The organism is Agrobacterium sp. K11, from assembly GCF_059429395.1.
On the sequence record NZ_JCAHRB010000014.1, the window covers coordinates 1 to 24,712 of the forward strand.

Below are 24,712 nucleotides of genomic sequence, written 5' to 3' on the forward strand. Positions count from 1 at the left end.
CTCCTAACACTTAACAAGTGGGAGATCGTGTCCGGGGATTTAGGGGGCCACTACAAATTCGGAAGTGAAGAAGCTGGAGGATCGTGTCCGCGAGCTGGAGCGCATGCTCGGCCGCAAGACGATGGAGGTCGAAATACTCCGCGAAGCCTTATCCAAAGCAGACTCAAAAAAACGGACATCGCGGCCGATCTTGTTGCCGAAGGACGGTTCCCGATGAAGGCCGTCGCCGACACGCTGGGCGTATCCCGTTCCAACCTCGTCGAGCGGCTGAAAGGCAGATCAAAGCCGCGCGGAGCCTACCACAAGGCCGAGGATGCAGAACTTCTCCCCGCCATTCGCAGGCTGGTGGATCAAAGGCCAACCTATGGCTATCGGCGGATCGCCGCGCTCCTCAATCGCGAAAGGCGAGCCGCCGATCAGCCTGTCGTCAACGCCAAACGGGTCCATCGCATCATGGGTAACCACGCCATGCTACTGGAGAAGCACACAGCCGTTCGCAAGGGCCGCCTCCACGATGGCAAGGTCATGGTCATGCGCTCCAACCTGCGCTGGTGCTCGGACGGCCTGGAGTTCGCCTGCTGGAATGGCGAGGTCATTCGTCTCGCCTTCATCATCGACGCCTTCGACCGCGAGATCATCGCCTGGACGGCCGTTGCCAATGCAGGCATTTCCGGCTCAGACGTGCGCGACATGATGTTGGAGGCGGTCGAGAAACGCTTCCATGCAACCCGAGCCCCGCATGCTATCGAGCATCTCTCTGACAATGGCTCGGCTTATACCGCGCGGGACACGAGGCTGTTTGCGCAAGCACTCAATCTCACGCCCTGCTTCACGCCGGTCGCCAGCCCGCAGTCGAACGGCATGTCGGAAGCCTTCGTCAAAACGTTGAAGCGGGACTATATTCGGATATCAGCTCTACCGGACGCCCAAACAGCGCTCCGGCTCATCGACGGATGGATCGAGGACTACAACGAAATCCATCCCCATTCCGCGCTCAAGATGGCTTCCCCTCGGCAGTTCATCAGGGCTAAATCAAACTAGCCGACATGTCCGGTGAAACGGGGTGCACTCCACCCCGCAAACCGCTCCCGGTTGGCAACTCTAAATTTTCGAGATCAAAGTGAGTACTTTTCGCGAGTTGCCAGTGCGTTTACCAGGTGCCTCTTGTCAAGGATTGCATGTACGCCTTTGTTGATGTCAACAAGCTGAGTTACATGCAGATCAGCTACCAGTGAACATAGCATGTATGCTTGGTTCCGATCCAGATTCGTACGTTCGCATATCAGCCTTATCATCTCACGCACCGATTGCCGGGCTGCTTCATCAAGGTCGCTATTGAAACCCATCGAGATGAGTTTGTCTGGGGTCTCGGCGAATGGCTGAGCCAGTTTCATGTCCTTGCGCACGGTAAGGCGAAAGACTCCGTTGAGTGCTGTCTCCAGCGCTGTGATACAAACCTCACCGTGTCCCTGGCATCCATGTCCGTCACCGGCGCTGAACAATGCGCCTTCGTTGAAGACAGGGAAATAAACGGTGCTTCCTGGCCGGAGATCTTTATTGTCCATATTGCCGCCAAACGCCCGTGGTTCCGGGGTGCCGATTCGGCCCCATTCCTTTGGTGGCGCAACACCCATGATGCCGAAGAAGGGATCAAGGGCAATCTCCAGTCCCCACGGCAATTTCGCCATCTGCCGATCGCGATCGATCGAAACGTGCATGCGCTCGTAGTTGGTGAATTCCTCCGGCAATGTTCCCAGAAGGGGCAGGATGGCGCAGAAGCCCCAGTCTTGGCGGGGTGTGGCTTCCAGAATATCAACCTGTAAGACGTCCCCGGGCATTGCGCCTTCCACGAAAATCGGTCCTGTGAGCACGTGGGGACCGACAGGGCCAGCCACAACTTTTCCGTCGCCGCCGCCTGGTACCAGATTGTCCAGCGCAATCCGGTGATCCGGCGTAACCAGCGTGGAATTAGGGGGAACATCCTCTTCAAAGCAGGCAGGTAGCGTATGCAGCATCACTTCCGCTCCGGAAGGAACGGTCAACACTGGCTTGGTCTCCGCATCGAAATAGCCCCAGTAAAGGTTCTCAGGAGAGGCTTTTACTTCAAACATCATGTATCGCTTTCTATTTAGATTGAAAGATGTCGTTTCACAGCTTCATCGTTTATGTCCGATGCGGCGCCATGCAGCACAACTTCACCTCGGGAAAGGACCACGACTTGGTCCGAGATGGAGCGGGCGAAATCGAAATATTGTTCAACAAGCAAGATCGAGAGGCGACCGCGCAATTGCGCGATCACGTCTTCGATGCGGCTGACAATCGAGGGCTGAACACCCTCGGTTGGCTCATCGAGGATCAGCAGCTCGGGCCGCGTTACAAGCGCGCGTGCTATACTTAACTGCTGCTGTTGCCCCCCGGAGAGATCCCCGCCTCGGCGCTTCCACATCTCTCCGATGACAGGGAAGAGCGCGACGGCTTCCGCGATTACCCCCTCGGGTTCCTCGACCTTCGCCGCCGCCGCCGCGATTTCGAGATTTTGTCCCACGGTGAGATTTGCGAAAATCTCGCGCCCCTGGGGGACGTATCCGAATCCTTCTCTTACGCGACGAAATGGCGGCAAGATCGTAACATCTTGATCGTTCCAGGAAATTTTGCCCGAGGTCGCTGGGAGAACTCCCATCAGGCAACGCAGGAGCGTCGTTTTACCGGCGCCATTGCGTCCCATGACAGCGGTGCAGCCCTTCGTCGCAGTCTGAAATGAAATATTCTTCAGCGCATGGCTGCTGCCGTAGTGCAGATTTAGCTTCTCTATGGTCAGTCCCATGATCATCGCCCCAAGTAGACTTCAACGACACGTGGATCCGATTTGACCGCATCCATTCGCCCCTCGACCAGAAGCTGACCTCCATCCAGAACGATAACCCTGTCTGCAACTTTTTCGACGAACTCCATATCGTGCTCGATGACGACAATGGCGCGATCGGCGCTTTTCAGCTTTGCGATCAAGTCCGCCGTTCGCTCCGTTTCACTGTCGCTCATCCCCGCCACGGGTTCGTCCAGAAGAAGAACTCGCGGCTCCTGCATCAGCAGCATGCCGATCTCCAACCATTGTTTCTGGCCATGGCTGAGCGTGCCGGCGATTTGATCGTGCTGGTCCGCCATCCCGATCGTTTCAAACGTCTGTTCGATCAATGCTACTTGCTGCGCGGTTGGCAGAGAAAACAACTCCATAATCGATCTGCGCTTTGAGACGTTCAACGCCAGCATGAGGTTCTGCATCAAGGTCAACGCCTCGAAAATGCTCGGTTTCTGGAACTTCCGGCCAATGCCGGCAAGAACGATCTCGGGTTCTTGAAGTTTCGTCAGCTCAATCCGCCGATCCAGCGTGATGCAACCATTTGAAACGGAGCTTTTCCCCGTTATGGCATCGAGCAGTGTCGTTTTTCCTGCGCCGTTTGGGCCAATGATCGCGCAAACGGTTCCGTAATCGACATGAAATGTTAGATTGTTGATTGCCCGAAATGTCCCGAAGGTCACGGTAACGCCATCAACCTGAAGTGCCTCGGTCATCGCGCCATCTTTCTTACTTTCGTTGCAAACATCCCCGGCAGATCGCTCAGGCCATTCGAAAGCATCACCACAACAAAAAGCACGAGTGCGGAGAGAATGAACGGCCAGAGATCGGGTGCAACAGCCGTCAGAATGAACTTCAGAGTGCTGATGACGATCGCTCCCAACAGCGCGCCAGAAAGCGAACCACGCCCGCCGATCGCCACCCATACGGCGATTTCCAGCGAAAGATCGGGCGCCAAAACCCTCGGGTTAACGATCCCGACCTGAGGCACATAAAGAACTCCGGCAAGCGTTGCTACGATTGCCGACAGCGTCCAGATGCCGAGTTTGATCCAGAGCGTTTCGCGACCAAGAAATCGCAGGCGAGCCTCGTCGTCCCGGATGGCAACAAGCATTTGACCGAAACGGGACGTCACTAATCTTGCCATTGCGAATAGCAGCAAGGCCGTGCAAAGCACGGATATTGCAGCAAGAAATGCGACGGTACGGCGTTCAGCAAGAGGCCATGAAAGCAGAGTGCTAAATCCGGTCATGCCGTTGTTTCCACCGAAACCGGTATCGTTGCGAAACATCAGCAGCATGGCGATGTAAACGAAAGCCTGGGTGATGATGGAGAAATAGACCCCGACCACCCGCGCCCGAAAGGCACTGTAGCCAATTACAAAGGCCACGAGCGCACTGACGCAAATGGCGACAAGCAGCGCGTATGGCGCAAATTCGAAGCCTGCGTAATAGAATGGCAGGTCGCTCCATCCCATAAATACCATGAAGTCCGGCTGTGCGCCTGTTGAGAGATAACCGACTTTCACCATGTGCATGGCAACGACATAGCCGCCGATGGCAAAGAACAGTCCATGACCAAGACTGAGAATTCCCGCGTATCCCCAGATGATATCGAGCGATATGGCAAGCATGCCGAACGTCGCTATCTGGCCGACGAGATTGAGGACGTAGCTTGACGGTCCGGCGCCCGTGACGCCGCACGCCAATATAACCAGGCCGATACAAACCAGAAGCATTGCAATGACATCATTGGTTCGGCGTTCGGCTGCAATTTTTTGGCGATAGGAGAACAGGATGTCTCGCATATTAACGCCTCCCCTTCTGGGCAATCATGCCTTCTGGACGAAACTGAATAAAAACAACGATGATCAAAAGAGCGATGACCTTTGCTGCGACCGCTCCGTAAACGGGTTCTATGATTACGTTGATCATCCCTATGCTCAGGGCCGCAACCGCGGTGCCGACGAGACTGCCGACGCCGCCAAGGACCACGATCATGAAGGCATCCACGATAAACCCTGTGCCCATGCCGGGGTTAACGGTGTAGATTGGAGACAGCGCGAGACCCGCGAGACCGGCCAGCCCGGCACCCAGGCCAAAGGCGACCATATCCACGAACCGCACCGAAACGCCGATACAACTCGCCATGGTGCGATTTTCTGTAACCGCACGAATAAACATACCGAGCCGGGTAAAACGCAGGACGACGAGAGCGGCACACAATACGATGAACGCGAATGCTATTGCGAAAAGGCGGTTCCAGGTCACGAAAAAGTCAGCGAATATGTGAACGCCGCCGCTCAAAAAGACGGGGGTGACAAATTCCAGATTCTGCGTTCCAAACAGCACCCGCACAAGATTGATGAGCAGCAGGCTAATCGCCCAGGTGGCCAGCAACGTCGTCAACGGACGCTTATATAAATGGCGGATGACAGTTACTTCCATCGCGACGCCGACGCCGCCGGTAACCAGGAAAGCAAATGGTATTGCTATCAACAGATAATAGCCCACCAACCCCGGCGCCAGCAGCTTCAAGGCCTCCTGCACCAGAAATGTGACATAGGCCCCGATCATGATCAGTTCGCCTTGAGCGAGATTGATGACCCCCATCAACCCGAAAATGACAGCGAGACCCATCGCAGCCATGAAGAGGATGCTGGCATAGCTCAATCCGCTGAAAGCCAATTGGGAAATCTGGCCAATCTCGAGCCACAACCTTATCTGCGAGATTGCTGAAGCAAGGGCTTTTTGGATTTCGGCGTTTTCAGTCGTCAGATTTTTCTGCGCCTCTAAAAGCAAGCTCAAGTTGTGACTTGACGGAGAGGCCGCTAAAGTCGCTATGGCCGTCAGCTTTTTTGCCGGATCGCCGTCTTGCAGCGCTCCTGAAGCGACAAGATCTCTCAGCTTTTCCGCCAGCGCACTATTGGTCGCAAGATTTGCAGCGCGCTCAATGAGCGTGATTGGAACCATCTGGACCCGCTTGCCCAGTTCCTCGGCATCTCTCATCGCGCCAGGGCCGCCGGTATCGACAAGCAAGCGAAGCAGGGCTAAACCTGCGTCCACTTTTCCCCGCATTCTAAGGTTGACCAAGGCGCCCGTTTTTATTTCAGGCGCGTGCGATGCTGGCGCCAGTGAAATAGCCGAAAGCATCTCCTTCGACGTGATCACCACCGCTTCGGGCCCTTCGCAAATCAGGGCTCGTCGGCTGATCGCATCCAGAATTGTCAGACCCCAGGCGGGTTCGACATCGTTGGCCTCGACGGCGAGAAGGAGATCGGAAACACCATTTAGTTGTTCTGCTGCCGCTGATGAGCATAGCCGTGCGACTATATTCTGTTTCGTTGTTTCTTCTGCTTTGGCCGCCCCTAGGGCAATGACCAAAAACAGCATCGAGAGCAAGCCCCGCCACAAAGTGGCGGGACCGGTCGTCCAAAATGACATTTTAAGATTTCCCATGACGAGATCACATATACGGACTGAATGGCACGGGCTTCGGGGTGTCTTTTGACTGCCAAAGGATATCGAACCCTTGGGTTTCATTTACCGAACCGATGAACACGCCCCGCGAAACGTAGTTGTTTTCGGCGGTCATCTTGATGTCGTAACCCGAAGGGCAATTGAAGCTCAGCCCATCAAATGCGGCACGAACGGCATCAGGATCGGACTGGCCAGCCTTTTCCACGGCCTTTGCCCACAGGTGGACGCCGTCATAGGCGGAAACCATTGGATCGATAACCGTCGTTGGTGAATATGGAAGACTTCCGCTTTTAACGTAGTTCCCCCAGTTCGCCTTGAAAGCTGTATTGGCAGGCGCTTCGGCGTTTTGCAGATAGGCCCAGCAATTGAGGTGCCCGACAAGCGTCGTCGTATCAAGCCCCTCTAGATCCGCCTCAAGCATATCCAGGCCGAGAACGGGAATGTCCGTCGCCTTGATCCCCTGATTGATGATTTCCTTTAAAAAGTCAGGAATGGAAGAACCGACAACCGTCAGAATGATGATGGGCTGGCCGCCAGGCTGGTTGATAAATTGGCGGATGTCATTGACGATCGTCTGAAAATTCGAAAACCCGACAGGAACATAGGTTTCTTTCCACGAGCTTTCGTCGAAGCCCTTTGATGCCCAATAGCCCTTGCAAATCTTGTTGATCGTCCGCGGCCACACGTAGTCCGAACCGAGCATGAAGAACCGCTTTGCCTCGCCGCCCTCGGGACCCATGAGATATTCGAGTGCCGGCAAAACCGAACTCGCGGGAGGCGAGTTCAGGTAAACAACGTTCTTGGAATTTTCTTCACCCTCGAAATGCAATGGATAGAACAGCAAACCGTTGTTCTGCTCCACGACCGGGAGCACGGATTTGCGGGAAACGGAAGTCCAGCAACCGAACAACGCAGAGCATTGATCCTGTAGCAATAGTTGGCGACCCAGCTGCGCATAAAGTGGCCAGTCAGAAGCAGGATCGGTCGCCAGTACCTGTACCTGCTTGCCCAGAACGCCACCCTTCGCGTTCAATTCGTCCGCCGCCATTTTGACGACGGCATTCAGGCGACCTTCGATATTTGCCATCGTTCCAGACGAGGAAAACAAGCATCCGAGCTTTAGCGTTTCGGCGGCTCGAGCACGGTTGGCTATCAGGGCGGGGGTGGCAAGAGCGACGCCTGCAGCGGCAGTATTTATAAGGAAACTTCGACGATCCATCCTATTGCTCCGATTTTAACGGCGACCCACTCGCCCAACATCTCCATCGTTGCAAAGCCCATGCCAATTTATTTGCGCATCGCAAATAAATATCATGCGTATGAATTGATTGAATAATTTATTATCGACGTCGGTTTGGAAGGACCATCGGGCGAACGCCGAAAATCCCTCTGCCCACTAAACGAGCAGCGAGTGCACACATACGCAGCAGATAGAGATCTTGCTTATTTGTTGGTCCGTATTGAATTTTCGGCATGGATCAAGCAAACGTAGCCCGAATGTACTCTTAAAAGTCGCAACATGCTGGTCCCTGCCTCTCGACTTAAATTGTTAAAAAAGGCTGCTGTCCTGGCCGCAGTTCGCCATAAGCCGGGGGTGTCCCGGCGCGAACTTGCACGCCAGCTCGAAAGCACCGACTCCAACCTCTCGCGCATCACGCGTGAGTTGATCGCCGACGGCTTTCTTCTCGAACGTGCGACATCGCCGAAGGCAGTCCGCGGTCGGCCCAATGTCGGGCTGTATTTGAACGGCACCAACATTTTTCTTCTGTGCATCGTGCTTTCAAAATACGAACAAAAAATCTCGATCATTAATCTTTTGGGTCAACGCATCGTGGAGGACATCGTCTCCGGGGAATTGGATAACCTCGCCGTAAATCTCCTCAAGAAGTGCTCGGAGATTACAGATCGCCTAGCAAGCCAACCCAATCTTGGTTATCGGAAATTATGTGGCATTGAGCTCGTTTCATCCCCCGATCTGAACATCCCGGGAGAACTAGATATTGAAGCGTGGCTTAGTGTACTGGCGAGCGAGATCGAGACTCGTTTTTTCGCTCCCGTTAGCAGAGCAGCGATCGCGGACGCGCTGCATATTGCGGAAACCCGGCAAGAGGCGATCATCCCAAAATCGCCGAGCATCATGGTCCATGCTGGGTTTTCGATAGATGTCAGCTTGATTGTCGTTACCGAGAATTCATCACGCAGCACGTTCGAAGGACGGCTCGATAAGTTAAAAACGATCTACGATCCCGTTAGTAACTGCTGGCAACCATTGGATACGGTTGCTTCTGCTGGCGCTGTTCTAAAGCGGCTCGGGCACTTGGATCAAATGGACGGTAGCGGCCAGGATGGTCTGCGTCTTGGCGTTCCTCATGCAATCAGGCAGGCAAATGCCCGAGATCGGCGGGCAACTCTCATCTTCCGGGACGCAGGAGAAGCTGTTGGAGCGGCGATTGCAGGCCTACTGGCGATCCTTTCACCGGCGCATGTCATTCTGGCCGGCCCACTTTCTGCTGCGGCACCTTTCATTGAGGGGATAACCTCTGCCCTCTCGGAAAATGAAGGTGCCAGTCAGTGTTCTGTTACGATTGATATATCAAAGCTTAGCGATTTGCGTGCGGCTGAGCTGGCTGGCCTAGAAGCCTTGGTTTTTTCATCGCCTTGGCTTTGAGAAGCGGGCGCCCACCAGATCTTCTGTTAGTTTCCCGTATCGTACTGCGATGAGGCGAGAACTCTAGCTAAAATAAATTCCATTCTGTCGAATGGGTGCTGTTTCAGGACCGTGCGCCTCACGTAACCGCCCCAATCTGCCACGGGACAAATTCGTTGTCTCCGTAATCATAGTCCTCGCTCGCCGTATGTTCCCCAGAAGCGACGGCTATGATGCGTTCAAAAATCCGCTCGCCGGCTTCGTGAATGCTGTCTGTACCGTCGATGATGCCGCCGCAATTGATATCCATGTCTTCGCTCATGCGATGATACATTTCGCTGTTGGTCGCGACCTTGATGCAGGGAGCCGGTTTGAAGCCCGATACGGATCCCCGCCCGGTCGTAAAAACAATCAGGTTGCAGCCGCCGGCGACTTGTCCTGTTACGGCAACGGGATCGTAGCCGGGAGTATCCATGAACACGAAGCCCGGTTCGGTGATCAGTTCACCGTACTCGTAGACTTCCTGCAATGGCATGGAGCCTCCCTTAGCAACTGCACCGAGCGATTTTTCCAGAATGGTCGTCAGTCCGCCTTCTTTGTTGCCGTGAGAAGGGTTGTTATTGAGTTCCGCGCCGTTCTTTTCCGTATAGTCCCGCCACCAGTCAATACGCTTCATCAGCTTCTCCGCGACAGCTGGGGTTGCGGCGCGGCGCGTAAGGAGGTGTTCCGCGCCATAAATTTCGGGAGTCTCGCTAAGGACAGCCGTTCCTCCATGCTTCACAAGGAGGTCCGCTGCATATCCCAGAGCTGGGTTGGCGGTTATGCCGGAGTAGCCATCGGATCCGCCGCATTGGAGGGCGAGTTTTAGTCCCGAGAGAGGGACGGAGGTACGCTCGACATCGTTTATGTCAGGTGCCATTTCATCGATGATGCGGATGGCCTCCTCAATGGTTTTGCGCGTTCCGCCCATTTGCTGGATCGTCATGGTGCGGAGCCGGGTCCCCTCGTCCAGCTCGAAAGCCTCGACGAGATGACTGATCTGGTTCGTCTCGCATCCCAGCCCGATGATCAGTATCGCACCAAAATTGGGATTACGCGCATAGCCGTTCATGACGCGGCGCAGATAAACGAAACCTTCCGTATCCATGGGAATGGCGCAGCCCGTTCCGTGGGTCAGCGCTACGACACCGTCGATATTCGGATAACCGCCAAAACCCTTTGTTTTGTAGTGCTCCGCGATGGCCCTGGCGACCGTGGCCGAACAATTCACCGAGGTGATGATGCCGATGTAATTGCGTGTGCCGACGAGACCGTTGGGTCTGACATAGCCGCGAAACGTGCGCCGCTCTTCCGAAGGCAGAAGTGGTGTAGGGCCGCCGTCCCTGGCGAATTCGTGCGAAACGTGGCTCTCCAGCATGGCGAGATTCTTGAGATGAACGTGTTCGCCCGCCCGGATGTCGGTTTTCGCCGTGCCGATGACCTGACCGTATTTCAGGACCGGTTCGCCGTCGGGAATTTCACGTACCGCAATTTTGTGTCCGCTCGGGATGGCATCCAGCGTCGTCAGACCCGCCAACGTCTCTCCAGCCTCGATCAGCCTGGTCGCGACGATCACGTTGTCGGCTTCGTTGAGACGGATGGTCGACAGGCCTGAATTGTGATCACGCCTAAATTCCGATTTGGTTGTTACGGCCATTTGTATCTCCAGAGAGAGGCTGGTGTCAGCGTCAGCCTTCAGGCGTTAGCGTTCTTGGCCCCAGTGAGAAACCAGGCCGCGTCGTATTGGTGAGAAGACGCTCACAATCCCATGAAATCGGCCATGAGTTGAAGCTGGCAACTCAACATATGCTTTCCGAAATGGATGGTGCAGCCTGCGTTTCCCGCGGCTTTCAGGAGCGGCGTTATCTCGGGCTCCATAATCACCTCCGCGACTGTCATGCCGGATGTCAGTGTGCTCACATCCAGAGGAAGGGGATCGTCGGATTTCATGCCGAGCGTGGTTCCGTTTATCACGATATCGTGGCTGGAAGCGTCCGGCGTTCCCAGCGCGACCACGACATCGGGATACATGGACAGAAGCCTCTCACGCAGGTCGACGATCTTCTCGGTGCTGCGGTTCGACAGCGTAATACGTGACGCCCTCGCTTCCGCCATGGCAAAGGCAACGGCACTTGCAGCACCACCCGCGCCGACGAGATAGACCGACTTGCCCCGTATATCCTTTCCCTGGCTGCGAAGCCCTTCAACGAAACCGACCCCATCGAGCTGACCACCGACAAGCCGCCCGTCCGACTCCCGGCGCAGGATGTTGGCGGCGCCCACAGCCCGTGCGTGGGGTGTCAGCTCATCGCAAAGCGCCAGAATCGCCTGCTTATGAGGCACCGTCACGATCGCCCCATCAAAGCTGCGCAGTTTCCGCAGTGACCGAACCAGTTCCGGCAGATCGTCAGGAGTGACGTTCATGGGAACCATGACCGCATCCTTACGGCGTTCCCGCGCGATCCGGTTGATACCGGGCGGTGCTTTGACGTGCTCGATCGGGTGAGCCAAAATGCCCAGAACCCGCGTCCTTCCAGTTATTTCACTTGCATCCGCCGCCTCAAGCGACACAGCAACGACATTCGTTGACATATCGATACCTCTCAGCGTCCCCAGCGTAACGCGACGGGATTGACGGCACGCGCCAGCTCGAGAAGACCTTCACGGCTCGCCGGATGCAGCGGCTTCAGGGGGTGACGAACATGATCCGACGCGATCACGCCGCCCTCCATCATCACGGCTTTCGCCGCCCGCAGGCCGCACTGCCTGTTCTCGTAATTGATCAGGGGCAATATCTTCTCATAGCCGGCCATTGCCGCATACCGATTACCTTTCGCATGGCTTTCGATGATCGGCTTTATAAGGTCCGGAATCATCGCACTCGCCATGACGCCGGTTGCCCCGGCATCGAGGTCGGCCATCAGGGTGATGGCTTCCTCACCATCGAAAGGCCCCTCGATCGCATCACCGCCGACTTCGATGAGCTTGCGCAGCTTGGCTGCCGTGCCGGGCACCTCGATCTTGAAGTATCGCACAAGCGGATGAGCCCGGGCGATGCGGACCAGCAGATCGACCGAAAGATCAACGCCGCTCAACGGCGCGTCCTGGATCATGACGGGAATTCCGCCCGCATCTGCCACACGGGTGAAATGCTCGTAAATGGCGCTTTCATCTACCTTGATGGCACCCGCACCATGATAAGGCGGCATCATCATCAGAAGTTTCGCCCCATGGCTGGATGCATGGGCTGCCCGCCCGGCGGCGATGCGCGTGCTGAAATGGCTGCAGGTCACCATGACGGGAACCCTGTCGCCGACATGCTCCAGACACACTTCCGTCAGTTGCGTCCGCTCTTCGTCGGAAAGTAGGAACTGTTCAGAGTAATTTGCCAGGATGCATATTCCGTCGACCCCCTGATCGATCATGCAGTCCAGGACACGCCGCTGGCCATCTAGGTCCATATCCCCATTGGCATGGAAAGGCGTCGGCGCGACGGGAAACAAGCCTGAATAGGGCTGAACAGTTGTCATAAGAATACTCCCGGTATCGAGACGGGCAGAACCTACCCAGGTCTCGGTTCAGATGGCCCCACCGGTTCGGTGGGGCCGAATTTCGACTGATCCGGACACAGAGTTTCCAAAAGGAAATAGAACGGTTCCAGATAGAGATCGTGGCAAGGTACCGCCACATGGTTGACGGCACAGGCGGGCGCTTCGCCGGAACGCATGTTCCGGCGCTCAAAGTCAGCCAGTTTCGTTGTGTTTCCTAGCCAATCAAACCGATCGCGCGCCCCATGCCGCCCGTGGCGCCCTTGAACTTGTGGGGCAGAAAAATGAACACGGCGCCGCGGGTCGGCAGTTTACCCAGATTCGTCAGATTTTCCGTTGCGTACATGCCACGTCCGAGCGCGGCCCAATGCGGCGTGTTGTCGTCCTGCATCGCGCCAATGCCGCGCCCGTCGACGCCGATATGGCGAACGCCGCGATCAAAGAGAAACTCGATTGCTTCAGCCGAGGGTGCCGGATGAGAACGGTCATATTCGAAGCCTTCCGGCAGCGGCTTATAGTATTTGTCGGACCAGTCTGCGCGGAAAAGAACGATCTCGCCGGGCTGGAAACCACCGTGCCGCTCTTCCCATTCCTCCAAGAATTCACGGGAGATCCAGGGGCTCTCCGCCAGATGCGTATGGGTTCCCTTCGGGGCTGCCTCAACCAATGAGCGGACATCGACGACGACGGCGGGACCAATGAGCTGCTTGAGGTCGAGCTGCTCAATCGTGACCGTGCCGAATTCGGTGGCGTGTGGCAGGCCGCTTTCAAGAGACGGCGTAAAATGCGAGGGGGCGTCGATATGCGTTCCCGTATGGTCGTCATGAATCTGGACATATTCCAGAAAGACACCGCGCGGATCGGTATAGGTGTTGAAAAGATACTGATTCATCCGCTGCCCTTCGGGCGGGGAACAGGGCATGTCCGGACCCGTCGTAACCGACAGATCGACGATGGTGGCACCCTGGAGAAGCTGCCACAGCTTGTTTGTCGAATTCGTGCTCATCATTGTTTCCTAGATCGCCCGTTGTGCAGATGACGAAACAATGCGGCCGATAAAAAAAGTTGTCAACGGTTTCACAGAAGAAAATCTGAAAAACTTTCCACCATGAAACAAATCACGCGGACTTCGCCGTCAACCTCTGCTTCAGCAACTCGCGAAGCGTCTGAGCGAGGTTCGGCGTGGCACTTGAGCACATTACGAGCAACTGGGCGGGCTTCCCCTTCGCGGCGATATAGGCATGCCCCATGGTGCTGTCGAAATAGACGCTGTCACCGGCATCCAGCGATATTTCTTCGTAAAGCGACGTATAGAGCGTGATTGTCCCATCGAGAACATAGAGAAATTCTTCTCCCACATGGGTCCAGAGACCGTCCACGCGCTGGAGGGAATCGGCCTTCACGTCGATTACCATCGGCACGATGCGCTTGTGCGCTATGTCCGTGCAAAGATAGACATATTTGTAATTGTCGTCCTCCATCACCACACCGTCGTGCTGACGGCTTACGCTGCGGCGCCCCATCAGTTGCCGCGGCTCCTCGCCGGAAGAACCAGGTGCGAGAAGGTCGCCGATCTCGATATCCAGGCCGTCACAGAGTTGTATTATCGTCTGATAAGACGGAGAGATAAGGTCGTTTTCGATTTTCGAAAGCGTGGACTTGGAGAGCCCCGTCTTGTCCGCAACATCCGCAAGCGTCCAGCCGTGATGACCTCTCCTTTCGCGGAGAACCTGCCCGATCATCGCAGGCGGCTTGCGGGTGCTGCTGTTCATTTCCATCATCGATCGTCCGTGTTGGTTGCTTGCCCTGCGCTGAAGCGCGTCAATCTACAATTGCGATCCGTTACCATGACTCAAATATTTCATAAAGGAAATTGGAAAAACTCCACAAACCCGCGATGCCACGCGCATCAGGGCACAAAACGCTGTTCGCTGGCGTTTGTGACGCGTACCAAATGTGCGTCCTACCAAGTCACCGCGGAAAGTTCTTCCGCCATAAGCGGCTGGGAAAATTCAGCTTTTCAGATAAAGTCCGTCAAAAACCATCGTCGAGCAGTTTGCGCGGTTTTCTCGCCTTGACTAAATGTTTCCTTTATGAAACTGTATGAAAAAATGAAAGCCGCAGGGCAAGGGTGAACACAGGTAGCGACGCTTGCGCGGAAACGCGGGAAGTGGACGAAAGCCGAAGACAGCGCTGGGAGTTTTCCGAAAGGAAACCTGTACGACGACGGTCCTCTTTAAAAAGGGGAGCGACGCGCGGTCGTGCTCGCCTTCAGAAGGACGATCCGGATACAAGGGACTATACGGATGCCGCACGAATTAGAAAAACCGGAAAAGCCGATGGCAATCCCGCTGCTTCGGATGCGCGGCATAAAGAAGCAGTTCGGCCCTGCCTTCGCCCTGAACGGGGTCGATCTCGATATTTATCCGGGTGAGGTTCACGCTCTCATGGGCGAGAATGGTGCCGGCAAATCGACCTTGATGAAAATTCTTTCCGGTGCACATTCCTGCACGGCGGGGACAATCGAGGTCAACGGCGGCCCTGCCCTCATTTCCGGCCCCACCGACGCCAAGAGGCTCGGCATATCCATCATCTATCAGGAGCTGGCGCTAGCACCCAATCTGACGGTCGCGCAGAACATGGTGCTTGGGCAGGAAAAAGCCCGGTTCGGGTTTGTCGATCGCAATGCGACAATAACGGCCTGCCGTAAGGCTCTTGACGAGCTGGACGTAGACTTTTCACCAACCGACAAGGTCGCCTCCCTCTCGCTAGCCCAGCGTCAGCAGGTGGAAATCGCACGCGCGCTGCTGTCAGACTGTCGTATCCTTGTCATGGACGAGCCGACGACGTCCCTTTCCTCCCGAGAATGCGAGCGTCTTTTTGCCATCGTCCGGAAGCTGCGGGCGCAGGGTCTGGCGATCATCTACATCAGTCATCGAATGGACGAAGTCTACGACCTCGCCGACCGCGTGACGGTTTTGCGCGACGGACGATACGTCGGCTCCGTCACGCGCGCTGACCTGTCAGAGGAACGGCTGGTCCAGATGATGGTCGGCCGGGACCTCTCGAGTTTCTATCAGAAGGACAGGAATGCCGGCTATGCGCCCGGCGCCACGCTTCTGTCGGTGCGCAACCTGCGGGACGGCGCGAAGGTCAAGGACGTCAGCTTCGATCTACGGCGCGGCGAAGTTCTCGGTCTCGCCGGCATTGTCGGCGCGGGGAGAACGGAGTTCGCCCGCCTTGTCTACGGTGCATCACGTGTGACCGGTGGAACGATGTTGCTCGATGGGGAGCCAATCGAAATTCGAAGCCCGCTCGACGCGCTTCAGGCGGGCATCGCCTATCTCACGGAAGACCGAAAGCATGACGGCCTGTTTCTCGATATGAGCGTCTCCGCGAATGTCAATATCGCAGCCATCGGAGACGACAGCAAAGCCTGCGCGTTTCTGGACAGAACCAAGGAGAAAAGCCGCACCGCTGGCGCGATAAGGGAGATGAAAATTGCCCTGTCCGGCCCTCAGATCAATGTCGGCGCGCTGTCGGGAGGCAACCAGCAGAAAGTGCTTTTGGCGCGACTGCTGCAAACCCGGCCGAAACTGATCATTCTCGACGAGCCGACGCGAGGCGTCGATATCGGCGCCAAATCGGAAATCTACCGGATCATCGAGACACTCGCCCACAACGGAACCGGTGTGCTGGTCATTTCGAGCGACCTGCCGGAACTCGTCGGCATCACCGATCGCGTCGTCGTCATGCGTGACGGCCGCATCGAAGGCGAAGTCGGAGGCTCTACCGGCACGCCCATCACCTCGGAAAAAATCATCGCCATCGCAACCGGCACCGCGGGACGCGACGGCCATCCCCTTCGGGAGGCAAGACCATGACCACCACACTTTCCACCGAACAACCGCTGGTTCGGCGCAAACGTGCAATTCGCACGTCCTTCCATGCGCTTGGCATGTTCCCGATCCTCGTCCTGATCAGCCTGGCTTTCCAGTTCATGAGCGGTTACACCGAAACCGGAAGCCTGCTCGATGCCTGGACATCGGGGCGCTTTCTCACGATGCAGAACCTGTCCATCGTGATGCAGCAGGCCTCCATCAACACCGTCCTTGCAGCCGGCATGACATTCGTCATCCTGACCGGCGGCATCGATTTGTCGGTGGGCTCGATCCTCGCGGCATCCGCCATGGTTGCCGTCATGGTTTCGCTCGTGCCGGGATGGGGAATGTTCGGCATAGCGGCGGGCATTCTGCTCGGCTTGTTTTTGGGCGCCGTGAACGGCGGGCTGGTTGCTTTCGGAAAACTGCCGCCGTTCATCGTGACGCTCGGCTCCCTGACTGCCGTGCGCGGCCTTGCCCGCGTGCTCGGTGATGACAAGACGGTCTTCAATGCCGACCTTCCGTTCGCGGCCATCAGCGGCAACGCCTTCCTGGGCATTTCGTGGCTGACGGTGATGGCGTTCGCCGTAATCGTGATCTCCTGGATCATCCTCCGCTTCACCACGCTCGGCGTGCGGATCTATGCGGTGGGTGGCAACGAAGCCGCGGCGAAGCTTGCGGGAATCAAGGTCTGGCAAATCCTGATGTTCGTCTACTGCGCTTCCGGCCTTCTGGCGGGTCTAGGCGGGGTCATGTCGTCCACGCGCCTTCTCGCTGCAAACGGTCTGCAACTCGGACAATCCTACGAACTGGATGCGATCGCGGCCGTCATCCTGGGCGGAACCAGCTTCGTGGGCGGCGTCGGAACGATCTGGGGCACGCTGATCGGTGCGCTGATTATCGCCGTCCTTTCCAACGGGCTCATCCTGACCGGCGTCTCGGACGTCTGGCAGTTTATCATCAAAGGGCTCGTCATCATCTGCGCAGTTGCGCTCGACCGTTATCGCCTAATGAGTTCGGGAAGAACCTGACAGACGGAGGAAGCTTCCGGCTGGGGCTTACCAACAATCAATCCAATCGTAAAAACAGGAGACTAACGATGAAAAGTGCATGGTTTGCCGCTCTATCGATGCTCGCAGTCACGGCTTCCACGGCCTCCGCCAAGGACCTGAATGCTATCGGCATCTCGCTTGCCTCCCTTGGAAATCCCTTCTTCGTGGCCCTTGCAAAGGGCGCAGAAAGCGAAGCGAAGAAGATCAATCCCAATGTCAAAGTCACGACCCTCGGCTTTGAACAGGATCTCAACAAGCAGATCGACCAGATCGACAATTTCATTGCATCCGGCGTCGACATGATCCTCCTCAATCCGGGCGACCCCAAGGCTCTCGCGCCCGCCATCAAGAAGGCTCGTGACGCCGGCATCATCGTCGTTGCCGTCGATACCGCAGCTGACGGCGCCGATCTGACTGTCACGACGAACAACGTGCAGGCTGGCGAAATCGCATGTCAGTTCATCGTCGACAAGCTCAGCGGCAAGGGCGACGTCATCATCCAGAACGGCCCTCAGAACTCGGCCATCATGGACCGTGTCGTCGGCTGCAAGAAGGTGTTCGCGGCCAATCCCGATATCAAAATCCTCTCCGATGACCAGAACGGAAAGAGTTCCCGCGATGGTGGGCTGGAAGTCATGCAGTCGCAACTGACGCGTTTTCCCAAGATCGATGCTGTCTTTGCCGTGGCGGATCCGCAGGCGATCGGCAGCAACCTTGCTATGAAACAGCTTAACCGCTCCGGCATCATCATCACCTCCGTGGACGGTGCGCCGGATCTTGAAGCCGAACTCAAGAATGATGCAAGCCAGGGCATCCAGGCCACGTCCGCGCAGGACCCCTACAAGATGGCTGCTACTGCCGTCGAACTCGGGAACAAGGTGCTCAATGGCGAAACGCCGGAGAACGCGGTCGTCCTTCTCAATGCGGAACTTGTGACCCGTGACAATGTGGCCGAGCACAAGGGCTGGGAAGCCGTGCGCGATTAGTCGACCCATACCCAAGCCGGGCGTCATAACGGCGCCCGGCCGTATCTGCTGAGGCACGATCTGGAGACGCGCAGACAAGCACGAGTTCTCCAAGCAGGGCCGCCTTTATCATACCGAGCCGCATTTACAGTGGCTGGTGCATGGATCGGGCCTGGGCCCGACGACCTACCTAAAAGCCGTCAACATTAACATCAAGGGGAATGACTATGTCCAAATACCACGCGGCATTGTTTGCCATGACCGTATCTATGTTGGCGCTCAGCCCAGCGCATGCCGATACGTCATCCAAGAAAATCGCATTCTCGAACAATTACGCCGGCAACACCTGGCGTCAGGCCATGCTGGCCAGTTGGAACGACGTCACGCCCAAGGCCGTTGCCGACGGTATCGTTGCGGCCGCTGACGTCTTCACAACGGCTGAAAACCAGGCAACTGAACAAGCGGCACAGATCCAGAACCTCGTCCTACAAGGATATGACGCCATCGTCATCAATGCGGCCTCGCCGACAGCTCTTAACGGAGCGATAAAGGAAGCCTGCGACGCAGGCGTCGTCGTCGTGACATTCGATGGTATCGCCACGGAACCGTGCGCATGGCGTGTAACGGTCGATTTCAAGGAAATCGGCTACCGCCAGGTCAAGTTCCTGAACGACGTCCACCCGGAGGGCGGAAACCTGCTCGAAGTCCGCGGCCTTCCGGGCACCTCGATCGACAGCCAGTACCATGAGGGCATCCTTGCCGGCGTCAAGGATTTCCCCAAGTTCAAGGTCGTCAGAGAAGTTCAGGGCGATTGGTCTCCAACTGTCGCACAGAAGGCAGTGGCTAGCGTGCTGCCGAGCCTGCCTGAGATTGTAGGCGTCGTGACGCAGGGAGAGGTCGGCTTCGGGACAGCGGAAGCCTTCAAGGCGGCAGGCCGGCCAATTCCGACCGTATTCTTCGGCAACAGCCAGGCGGAACTGGCCTGGTGGAAGGAAAATATCGACAAGAATGGTTACAAATCCCTGTCGGGCTCCATTCCGCCGGGCATGAGCAGCATGGCTTTCTGGGTGGCCCAGCAGATTCTCGACGGCAAGAAAGATATTCCGAAGGACCTGACCGTACCCTTCCTTGGGATCGACGCTGCAGGGCTGGACACCGCCCTCGCATCCACGCCGGAAGGCGGCGTGGCGAACATCAACTACACGCAGGACATTGCGATCGAGGCAATCGCTGCAGCATCCAACCAGTAATGGCAGACGGCCGGCCCTTTCAACGGGGCCGGCTGTCCCGAACGCGGAGGATTCAAAGTTGACCTTAACGGCAGAAGCGCCCTTCGTTCGACTCGAAAACATCACCAAGAACTACGGCGCGGTCCGCGCCCTTGGCGGCGTGGATCTGACTTTCAATTCAGGCGAATGCGTCGGCCTGGTGGGCCATAACGGGGCCGGAAAATCGACGCTCATGCAGATCCTTGCCGGCAATGTTCGACCCGATGGCGGAGAGCTTTCGGTTCTGGGCCAGAACGAGATCATATCCTACGGGGTCCAGCGCGCGCTCGCGCTCGGCGTCCGTTGCGTTTTTCAGGAATTATCGCTCTGCCCGAACCTGACGGTAGTCGAAAATACCCGTATCCGTCACCCGTCGATCACCGGTTTCGGATGGCGCAAACGTGCGTCACGCCTGATTAGAACCTTTCTCGACGACATCTTTCCGGGCAATAGGATAGCCGTGGACGATCTTGTGGCCGACCTGACACTGGGACAGCGTCAGATGGTCGAAATCGCGACGGTCTTTGCGAAAACGCCGTCTCCTCTTCGTCTCGTTATTCTGGACGAGCCGACCTCTTCGCTCGACCAGGCCATTGCGGGCCAGCTCCTCGATTATGTGCGCCGTTTCGTCGCCGAGGGCGGGTGCGTCATCCTCATCTCACACATTCTCGGGGAAATTCTTACGACCTGCGACCGGATCGTGGTCATGGGCGATGGGCGCGTCATGGAGGAGCGGCCAGCCGCCCGATTCAGCAAGCATTCGCTGGTCGAGGCCATGGGGCATGTGAACCATGAACCACAGGCTCACGGACCGGAAACCGTTGTTAAAGCAAGAACGGCCCCGGTCGTCGCCGAGATACAGCCTTCCAGACGCGGTAGCATGAAGCTCGAGGCGCGCAAGGGCGAAATCATCGGGCTCGGCGGCCTCGCCGGTCAAGGTCAGACGACATTGCTCGTTCTGCTTCAACGATCTGCCGGAAGACATTTCGTTTTTGCCCGGTGCAGCGGGCCGGTCGCCTTCGTTGCCGGTGATCGGCAGACGGACGGCGTCTTTCCCCTGTGGTCGATCGGCCAGAACGTCACGATCCGCTCGCTTGGCACCATGCGACGCTTCGGCCTGATAGACCCGAAGAAGGAGCGGGAGATGGAACGGCGCTGGAAAGAAAGGATGGCGATCAGGACGCCGGACATGGCCAACAACATCTATACGCTTTCTGGCGGCAACCAGCAGAAAGCACTGTTTGCACGCGCACTGGCATCCGATGCCGAAATCATCTTGATGGATGACCCGATGCGGGGCGTCGATATCGGCACCAAACAGGAGGTGTACGACATCATGCGTAGCGAGGCAGCGAAGGGACGCACCTTTGTCTGGTACACGACGGAGTTCGAGGAACTGACCAGCTGCGACTACGTCTATGTTCTGCGTGACGGCGCGATCGTTTCCGAAATGCCTCGTTCGGAGATGACGGAGGCCAAGGTGCTTCAATCTTCATTCGCGGAGGTGGCGCAATGATGCCCAATCTAATGACGCCCCGTGCTCTGCGTTCGCTTCTGCCGGCGATATCATTCACTGTCCTTCTTATCGGGATCTTTTATGTTCAGCCCCGGACGATGAGCTTCCTCGGCCTGAACCTGATGCTCAATCTCGCTCTTCCCATCGCACTGGCGACAATCGCGCAGATGTTCATCATCACCGTGAACGACATCGATCTGTCTCTCGGTGGTTTCGTTTCTTTCACGGCCTCTATCGGGGCAACCCTTCTCGGTGAAAATCCCGTCTTGGGTGTGCTCGCCCTTCTGGCATGCATCGGCGTCTATGCTCTGCTCGGCGCTATTATCCACATCCGGAATCTGCCTTCTATCGTCGTGACGCTGGGAATGAGCTTCGTGTGGCTGGGGGCAGCCATTCTCGTACTGCCGACGCCGGGCGGCCAGGCACCGGGTTGGCTGCGTGCGATCGTCTCCGTCAAGACGACTTTCATCCCCTTCGTAATCGTCGCAAGCGCCGTCATTGCTGTAGGTGTCCATTTCTTCCTCATGCGCTCATCAACCGGCGTGATCCTGCGCGGCGCTGGAGGAAATCCACAGGCCGTGGCACGCGCCGGCTGGTCGCTTTTGCGTGCCAAGGTCACGCTCTACGCCCTGGCCGGCGTCTTTGGCGTTCTTTCCGGCCTGACACTCGTTGGGCTTACGACATCGGCCGACGCCAATATCGCTCTGCGCTACACGCTTCTCTCCATTGCCGGCGTGATCCTCGGCGGCGGCGAATTCGCCGGCGGGCGTGTTTCGCCCGTGGGCGCCGTTTTGGGCGCCCTCACGCTCACACTCGCCAGTTCGCTGCTGTCATTCCTCAGAATTTCCGGGGACTGGCAGATCGGCGCTCAGGGTGCAATCCTGATCCTCGTCCTTGCGCTGCGTGCCCTTGTCAACCGAATGGAGAGACGCGCATGATCTCGACCGTCTCAAGACTGGGAAAATTCGCCGGAAAAGCGCCGTGGGGATTCTCTTTTCTTGGAGCCGCCGCCGTTTTCCTGGCAACGATTATTTTCACCGAAGGAGCCGGGGCCGGACAGATCGTCACAACCGCCCTCACCTTCGGCACCATGTACGTCATCGTGGCGCTGGGGCAGATGTACGTCATCACCGCCGGACCTGGTAACGTGGACCTGTCGATACCATCGACCATCGCCTTGGCCGGGGCCGTTTCCATGAAGATCATGGACGGAAACGACGCTCTTATTCTGTGGGGCCTGATGGCCGCTGTCGGGGTCGGCATAGCGGTTGGATGTTTCAATTTCGCGCTGATAAGGCTGTTGTCGATCCCGCCCATCATCGCCACGTTGTCCGCGAGCTTTCTCGTGCAATCCGCGTCGATTGCCTACGGGCGAGGTCTTCGCATCCGGCCCCCTGGTGCATTTGCCGAATTCACCACAGGACGGATCTGGGGTATCCCGACGCTGGCGATCGTCGTTATTTTTTTAACCATCATTGGCGCCGCCGTCCTCCACAGAACGGTTTACGGCCGATCGGTCACTGCCATCGGCCAGAACCAGAGGGCTGCGGAATTGGCCGGCATCAGGGTGGATCGTGTTCGGTGGAGGACCTATGTCATCTGTGCGTCCCTTGCTGCGCTGTGCGGCGCTGTCCTTGCCGGCTTCTCCGGCGGCACTTCGCTCAACATGGGCGAGGAATACCTTCTCGCCTCCATAGCTGTCGTCGTTATCGGCGGATCGTCCGTTGCCGGCGGGCAGTCGAACGTCGCAGGATTGTGGGGTGCGTCTCTCTTCATGTATCTGCTTGTGACCATGCTCAACACGTTCGGCGCCGGAGCGGGGATACGCATGATCATGACCGGCCTCATAATTATCACTATCATCACCATCGCGGGCGGCTCCAAACCCTCCCGAACCTGAGTGTTGATCATGAGCGGCCTTGAGGGAATAATTCTATGAAACGAAAAGAATATCTGAACTTTGCTTAGATTCGCGGCGTAAACAAAACGAGCGGCAACTTCGAGTGAATAGCCCCTAGATTTGTAGACGCCTTCTTTCCTTATTTTGAGGTAGGAACAGTATCATGAGCAGATCGAATTTCAGCGAAGATTTTAAGCGCGACGCCGTGCGTCAGATCACGGAGCGAGGCTACCCGGTTGCGGAGTTTTTTCACCGAGAAGTGAGCCACCCCTAAGTATGGTTTCTGATCAGGCTTTGGTCAAGTGATTGGCCTTTTCTCCTCTCTTCTGTGCTGCTGCGGCCGAGCTTGCCTTGGGCGGAAGCTGTCGTTTCCCGTTTCCAGGATGTGGCAACGATGGGTCAGGCGGTCCTGCAAAGCGGTGGTCATCTTGGCATCGCCGAAGACGGTAGCCCATTCGCTGAAGCTGAGGTTGGTGGTGATGACGACGCTGGTGCGCTCGTAAAGCTTGCTCAGCAAGTGGAAGAGCAGCGCTCCACCCGAGGCACTGAACGGAAGGTATCCGAGTTCATCGAGGATCAGCAGATCGAGACGGACCAGCGCCTCGGCGATCTGGCCTGCCTTGCCTCTTGCTTTCTCCTGCTCGAGCGCATTGACCAATTTGATGGTCGAGAAGAAGCGGACCTTTCGGAGTGATGCTCGATAGCCTGGACGCCGAGGGCGGTCGCGACGCGTGTTTTGCCGGTGCCCGGCCCCCCGACGAGGACAATGTTCTGCGCTCCGTCGATGAACTCGCATCGATGCAGTTGGCGCACTGTTGCCTCGTTGATCTCGCTGGCAGCGAAGTCGTAGCCGGAGATGTCCTTGTGGGCAGGGAAGTGCGCAGCCTTCATATGATAGGCAATCGAGCGAACCTCGCGCTCGGCCATCTCGGCTTTCAGCAACTGGAACAGGATCGGCACGGCCGCATCGAAGGCTGGTGCTCCTTGCTCGATCAGGTCGGTGACCGCTTGGGCCATGCCATACATCTTCAGGCTACGCAGCATGATGACGACGGCGGCGCTGGCAGGATCATGACGCATGCCGACCTCCCACGATCCGGACACGCAGGCCATCGTAACGTTCGACGTTTGCCTTGGGTTCTCGAGCCAAGGTCAGCGCCTGCGGCGTGTCGATGTCGGGGCCGTCGGTCGTTTTGCCATCGATCAGACGATGCAGCAGGTTCAGCACATGCGTTTTGGTTGGCACGCCTTGATCCAAAGCCAGCTCCACAGCCCTGACGACAACCTGTTCGTCGTGATGAAGCACCAGAGCGAGGATATCGGCCATCTCACGATCGCCACCGGGACGGCGAAGCATCTGGTCCTGCAACTGTCGAAAGGCCAGCGGCAATTCCATGAAGGGAGCACCATTGCGCAGGGCACCAGGCTTGCGTTGGATAACGGCAAGGCAATGCCCGCCAGTCCCTACGTCAACTCGAAAGAGACGACCTGGTCACGCGCTACGATCTCGTGGAGATGCAACCGCGGCAGAATACGAGTTGACAGAATTGGGGATGGGTCTTC

At 57.0% G+C, this 24,712-nt stretch carries 19 protein-coding genes and 3 pseudogenes; 9 read left to right on the forward strand and 13 right to left on the reverse strand.

Annotation, left to right across the window (positions count from 1 at the left end; translation table 11 throughout):
* Window positions 1-49: 49 nt before the first annotated feature.
* Window positions 50-1,041 (forward strand): annotated as a pseudogene (locus tag AC5SEO_RS23560) (IS3 family transposase); the annotation flags it as partial.
* A 74-nt stretch (window positions 1,042-1,115) separates the two neighbouring features.
* Here the strand turns inward: AC5SEO_RS23560 and AC5SEO_RS23565 are convergent.
* The 6 genes from AC5SEO_RS23565 to AC5SEO_RS23590 are packed head-to-tail and all read right to left on the reverse strand — an operon-like array spanning window position 1,116 to window position 7,552.
* Window positions 1,116-2,114, reverse strand: coding sequence for an acetamidase/formamidase family protein (locus AC5SEO_RS23565; RefSeq protein ID WP_112155508.1), 999 nt, complete (start codon window positions 2,112-2,114; stop codon window positions 1,116-1,118).
* A gap of 14 nt (window positions 2,115-2,128) precedes the next feature.
* The gene (gene urtE / locus AC5SEO_RS23570) at window positions 2,129-2,824 is read right to left on the reverse strand and encodes an urea ABC transporter ATP-binding subunit UrtE (protein WP_112155523.1); all 696 of its coding nucleotides are present in this window, start codon (window positions 2,822-2,824) and stop codon (window positions 2,129-2,131) included.
* Between the two features lie 2 nt (window positions 2,825-2,826).
* Window positions 2,827-3,570 (reverse strand): urea ABC transporter ATP-binding protein UrtD, encoded by a 744-nt coding sequence (gene urtD, locus AC5SEO_RS23575; protein ID WP_112155507.1) that lies wholly within the window; start codon window positions 3,568-3,570, stop codon window positions 2,827-2,829.
* Complete coding sequence (urtC, locus tag AC5SEO_RS23580) at window positions 3,567-4,661, reverse strand: urea ABC transporter permease subunit UrtC (protein WP_323687031.1); 1,095 nt, start codon at window positions 4,659-4,661, stop codon at window positions 3,567-3,569. Before urtC ends, urtD begins: the two co-directional genes overlap by 4 nt.
* Before the next feature lies 1 nt (window position 4,662).
* The gene (urtB, locus tag AC5SEO_RS23585) at window positions 4,663-6,297 is read right to left on the reverse strand and encodes an urea ABC transporter permease subunit UrtB (protein ID WP_112155506.1); all 1,635 of its coding nucleotides are present in this window, start codon (window positions 6,295-6,297) and stop codon (window positions 4,663-4,665) included.
* Between the two features lie 22 nt (window positions 6,298-6,319).
* On the reverse strand, window positions 6,320-7,552 hold the full coding sequence (locus tag AC5SEO_RS23590) for an urea ABC transporter substrate-binding protein (protein WP_025590972.1): 1,233 nt from the start codon (window positions 7,550-7,552) through the stop codon (window positions 6,320-6,322).
* A 300-nt stretch (window positions 7,553-7,852) separates the two neighbouring features.
* Here AC5SEO_RS23590 and AC5SEO_RS23595 point away from each other — a divergent pair, with 300 nt between their 5' ends.
* Complete coding sequence (locus AC5SEO_RS23595) at window positions 7,853-9,001, forward strand: ROK family transcriptional regulator (protein WP_112155505.1); 1,149 nt, start codon at window positions 7,853-7,855, stop codon at window positions 8,999-9,001.
* Between the two features lie 118 nt (window positions 9,002-9,119).
* Here the strand turns inward: AC5SEO_RS23595 and AC5SEO_RS23600 are convergent, their stop codons facing one another.
* From AC5SEO_RS23600 to AC5SEO_RS23620, 5 genes are all read right to left on the reverse strand, one after another.
* A complete protein-coding gene (locus tag AC5SEO_RS23600) occupies window positions 9,120-10,676 on the reverse strand; it encodes a UxaA family hydrolase (protein WP_112155504.1) in 1,557 nt (518 codons plus the stop codon).
* 101 nt (window positions 10,677-10,777) lie between these two features.
* Window positions 10,778-11,611, reverse strand: coding sequence for a shikimate dehydrogenase family protein (locus AC5SEO_RS23605; protein ID WP_112155503.1), 834 nt, complete (start codon window positions 11,609-11,611; stop codon window positions 10,778-10,780).
* A gap of 11 nt (window positions 11,612-11,622) precedes the next feature.
* A complete protein-coding gene (locus tag AC5SEO_RS23610; protein ID WP_112155502.1) occupies window positions 11,623-12,549 on the reverse strand; it encodes a dihydrodipicolinate synthase family protein in 927 nt (308 codons plus the stop codon).
* 235 nt (window positions 12,550-12,784) lie between these two features.
* A complete protein-coding gene (locus AC5SEO_RS23615) occupies window positions 12,785-13,573 on the reverse strand; it encodes a cyclase family protein (RefSeq protein WP_115064435.1) in 789 nt (262 codons plus the stop codon).
* Window positions 13,574-13,685: 112 nt separating this feature from the next.
* Entirely contained in the window at window positions 13,686-14,339 is a 654-nt protein-coding gene (locus AC5SEO_RS23620; protein WP_162632979.1) for a helix-turn-helix domain-containing protein, read from the reverse strand.
* A gap of 534 nt (window positions 14,340-14,873) precedes the next feature.
* On the opposite strand from AC5SEO_RS23620, the gene AC5SEO_RS23625 reads away from it, so the two are divergent.
* The 7 genes from AC5SEO_RS23625 to AC5SEO_RS23655 all read left to right on the forward strand — a co-directional run bounded on the left by AC5SEO_RS23625 (window position 14,874) and on the right by AC5SEO_RS23655 (window position 23,149).
* Window positions 14,874-16,451 carry a sugar ABC transporter ATP-binding protein gene (locus AC5SEO_RS23625; protein WP_112155499.1) on the forward strand — a complete coding sequence of 526 codons (1,578 nt, stop codon included), beginning with the start codon at window positions 14,874-14,876 and terminating at the stop codon, window positions 16,449-16,451.
* Window positions 16,448-17,479: an ABC transporter permease subunit gene (locus AC5SEO_RS23630; RefSeq protein WP_112155498.1), complete on the forward strand. Its 1,032-nt coding sequence runs from the start codon at window positions 16,448-16,450 to the stop codon at window positions 17,477-17,479. Before AC5SEO_RS23625 ends, AC5SEO_RS23630 begins: the two co-directional genes overlap by 4 nt.
* Before the next feature lie 68 nt (window positions 17,480-17,547).
* Window positions 17,548-18,486 (forward strand): ABC transporter substrate-binding protein, encoded by a 939-nt coding sequence (locus AC5SEO_RS23635; protein ID WP_112155497.1) that lies wholly within the window; start codon window positions 17,548-17,550, stop codon window positions 18,484-18,486.
* 200 nt (window positions 18,487-18,686) lie between these two features.
* Window positions 18,687-19,715, forward strand: coding sequence for an ABC transporter substrate-binding protein (locus AC5SEO_RS23640; protein ID WP_413373831.1), 1,029 nt, complete (start codon window positions 18,687-18,689; stop codon window positions 19,713-19,715).
* A gap of 58 nt (window positions 19,716-19,773) precedes the next feature.
* Window positions 19,774-21,249 carry an ATP-binding cassette domain-containing protein gene (locus tag AC5SEO_RS23645; protein WP_112155495.1) on the forward strand — a complete coding sequence of 492 codons (1,476 nt, stop codon included), beginning with the start codon at window positions 19,774-19,776 and terminating at the stop codon, window positions 21,247-21,249.
* The gene (locus AC5SEO_RS23650) at window positions 21,249-22,187 is read left to right on the forward strand and encodes an ABC transporter permease (protein ID WP_112155521.1); all 939 of its coding nucleotides are present in this window, start codon (window positions 21,249-21,251) and stop codon (window positions 22,185-22,187) included. The genes AC5SEO_RS23645 and AC5SEO_RS23650 overlap by 1 nt, the downstream gene beginning before the upstream one ends.
* Window positions 22,184-23,149 carry an ABC transporter permease gene (locus AC5SEO_RS23655; RefSeq protein ID WP_112155494.1) on the forward strand — a complete coding sequence of 322 codons (966 nt, stop codon included), beginning with the start codon at window positions 22,184-22,186 and terminating at the stop codon, window positions 23,147-23,149. Before AC5SEO_RS23650 ends, AC5SEO_RS23655 begins: the two co-directional genes overlap by 4 nt.
* 287 nt (window positions 23,150-23,436) lie before the next feature.
* On the opposite strand, the pseudogene istB reads toward AC5SEO_RS23655, so the two are convergent.
* Window positions 23,437-24,229: pseudogene (gene istB, locus AC5SEO_RS23660) on the reverse strand (IS21-like element helper ATPase IstB).
* Window positions 24,219-24,602: pseudogene (locus AC5SEO_RS23665) on the reverse strand (IS21 family transposase); the annotation flags it as partial. The pseudogenes istB and AC5SEO_RS23665, both read right to left, overlap by 11 nt.
* Between the last annotated feature and the right edge of the window lie 110 nt (window positions 24,603-24,712).

Excerpts from the sequence above, each read along its gene's own strand:
- AC5SEO_RS23565 (WP_112155508.1), bottom strand. The coding sequence starts at position 2,114 with ATGATGTTTGAAGTAAAAGCCTCTCCTGAGAACCTTTACTGGGGCTAT.
- urtE (WP_112155523.1), bottom strand. The coding sequence starts at position 2,824 with ATGGGACTGACCATAGAGAAGCTAAATCTGCACTACGGCAGCAGCCAT.
- urtD (WP_112155507.1), bottom strand. The coding sequence starts at position 3,570 with ATGACCGAGGCACTTCAGGTTGATGGCGTTACCGTGACCTTCGGGACA.
- urtC (WP_323687031.1), bottom strand. The coding sequence starts at position 4,661 with ATGCGAGACATCCTGTTCTCCTATCGCCAAAAAATTGCAGCCGAACGC.
- urtB (WP_112155506.1), bottom strand. The coding sequence starts at position 6,297 with ATGTCATTTTGGACGACCGGTCCCGCCACTTTGTGGCGGGGCTTGCTC.
- AC5SEO_RS23590 (WP_025590972.1), bottom strand. The coding sequence starts at position 7,552 with ATGGATCGTCGAAGTTTCCTTATAAATACTGCCGCTGCAGGCGTCGCT.
- AC5SEO_RS23595 (WP_112155505.1), top strand. The coding sequence starts at position 7,853 with ATGCTGGTCCCTGCCTCTCGACTTAAATTGTTAAAAAAGGCTGCTGTC.
- AC5SEO_RS23600 (WP_112155504.1), bottom strand. The coding sequence starts at position 10,676 with ATGGCCGTAACAACCAAATCGGAATTTAGGCGTGATCACAATTCAGGC.
- AC5SEO_RS23605 (WP_112155503.1), bottom strand. The coding sequence starts at position 11,611 with ATGTCAACGAATGTCGTTGCTGTGTCGCTTGAGGCGGCGGATGCAAGT.
- AC5SEO_RS23610 (WP_112155502.1), bottom strand. The coding sequence starts at position 12,549 with ATGACAACTGTTCAGCCCTATTCAGGCTTGTTTCCCGTCGCGCCGACG.
- AC5SEO_RS23615 (WP_115064435.1), bottom strand. The coding sequence starts at position 13,573 with ATGAGCACGAATTCGACAAACAAGCTGTGGCAGCTTCTCCAGGGTGCC.
- AC5SEO_RS23620 (WP_162632979.1), bottom strand. The coding sequence starts at position 14,339 with ATGAACAGCAGCACCCGCAAGCCGCCTGCGATGATCGGGCAGGTTCTC.
- AC5SEO_RS23625 (WP_112155499.1), top strand. The coding sequence starts at position 14,874 with ATGCCGCACGAATTAGAAAAACCGGAAAAGCCGATGGCAATCCCGCTG.
- AC5SEO_RS23630 (WP_112155498.1), top strand. The coding sequence starts at position 16,448 with ATGACCACCACACTTTCCACCGAACAACCGCTGGTTCGGCGCAAACGT.
- AC5SEO_RS23635 (WP_112155497.1), top strand. The coding sequence starts at position 17,548 with ATGAAAAGTGCATGGTTTGCCGCTCTATCGATGCTCGCAGTCACGGCT.
- AC5SEO_RS23640 (WP_413373831.1), top strand. The coding sequence starts at position 18,687 with ATGACTATGTCCAAATACCACGCGGCATTGTTTGCCATGACCGTATCT.
- AC5SEO_RS23650 (WP_112155521.1), top strand. The coding sequence starts at position 21,249 with ATGCCCAATCTAATGACGCCCCGTGCTCTGCGTTCGCTTCTGCCGGCG.
- AC5SEO_RS23655 (WP_112155494.1), top strand. The coding sequence starts at position 22,184 with ATGATCTCGACCGTCTCAAGACTGGGAAAATTCGCCGGAAAAGCGCCG.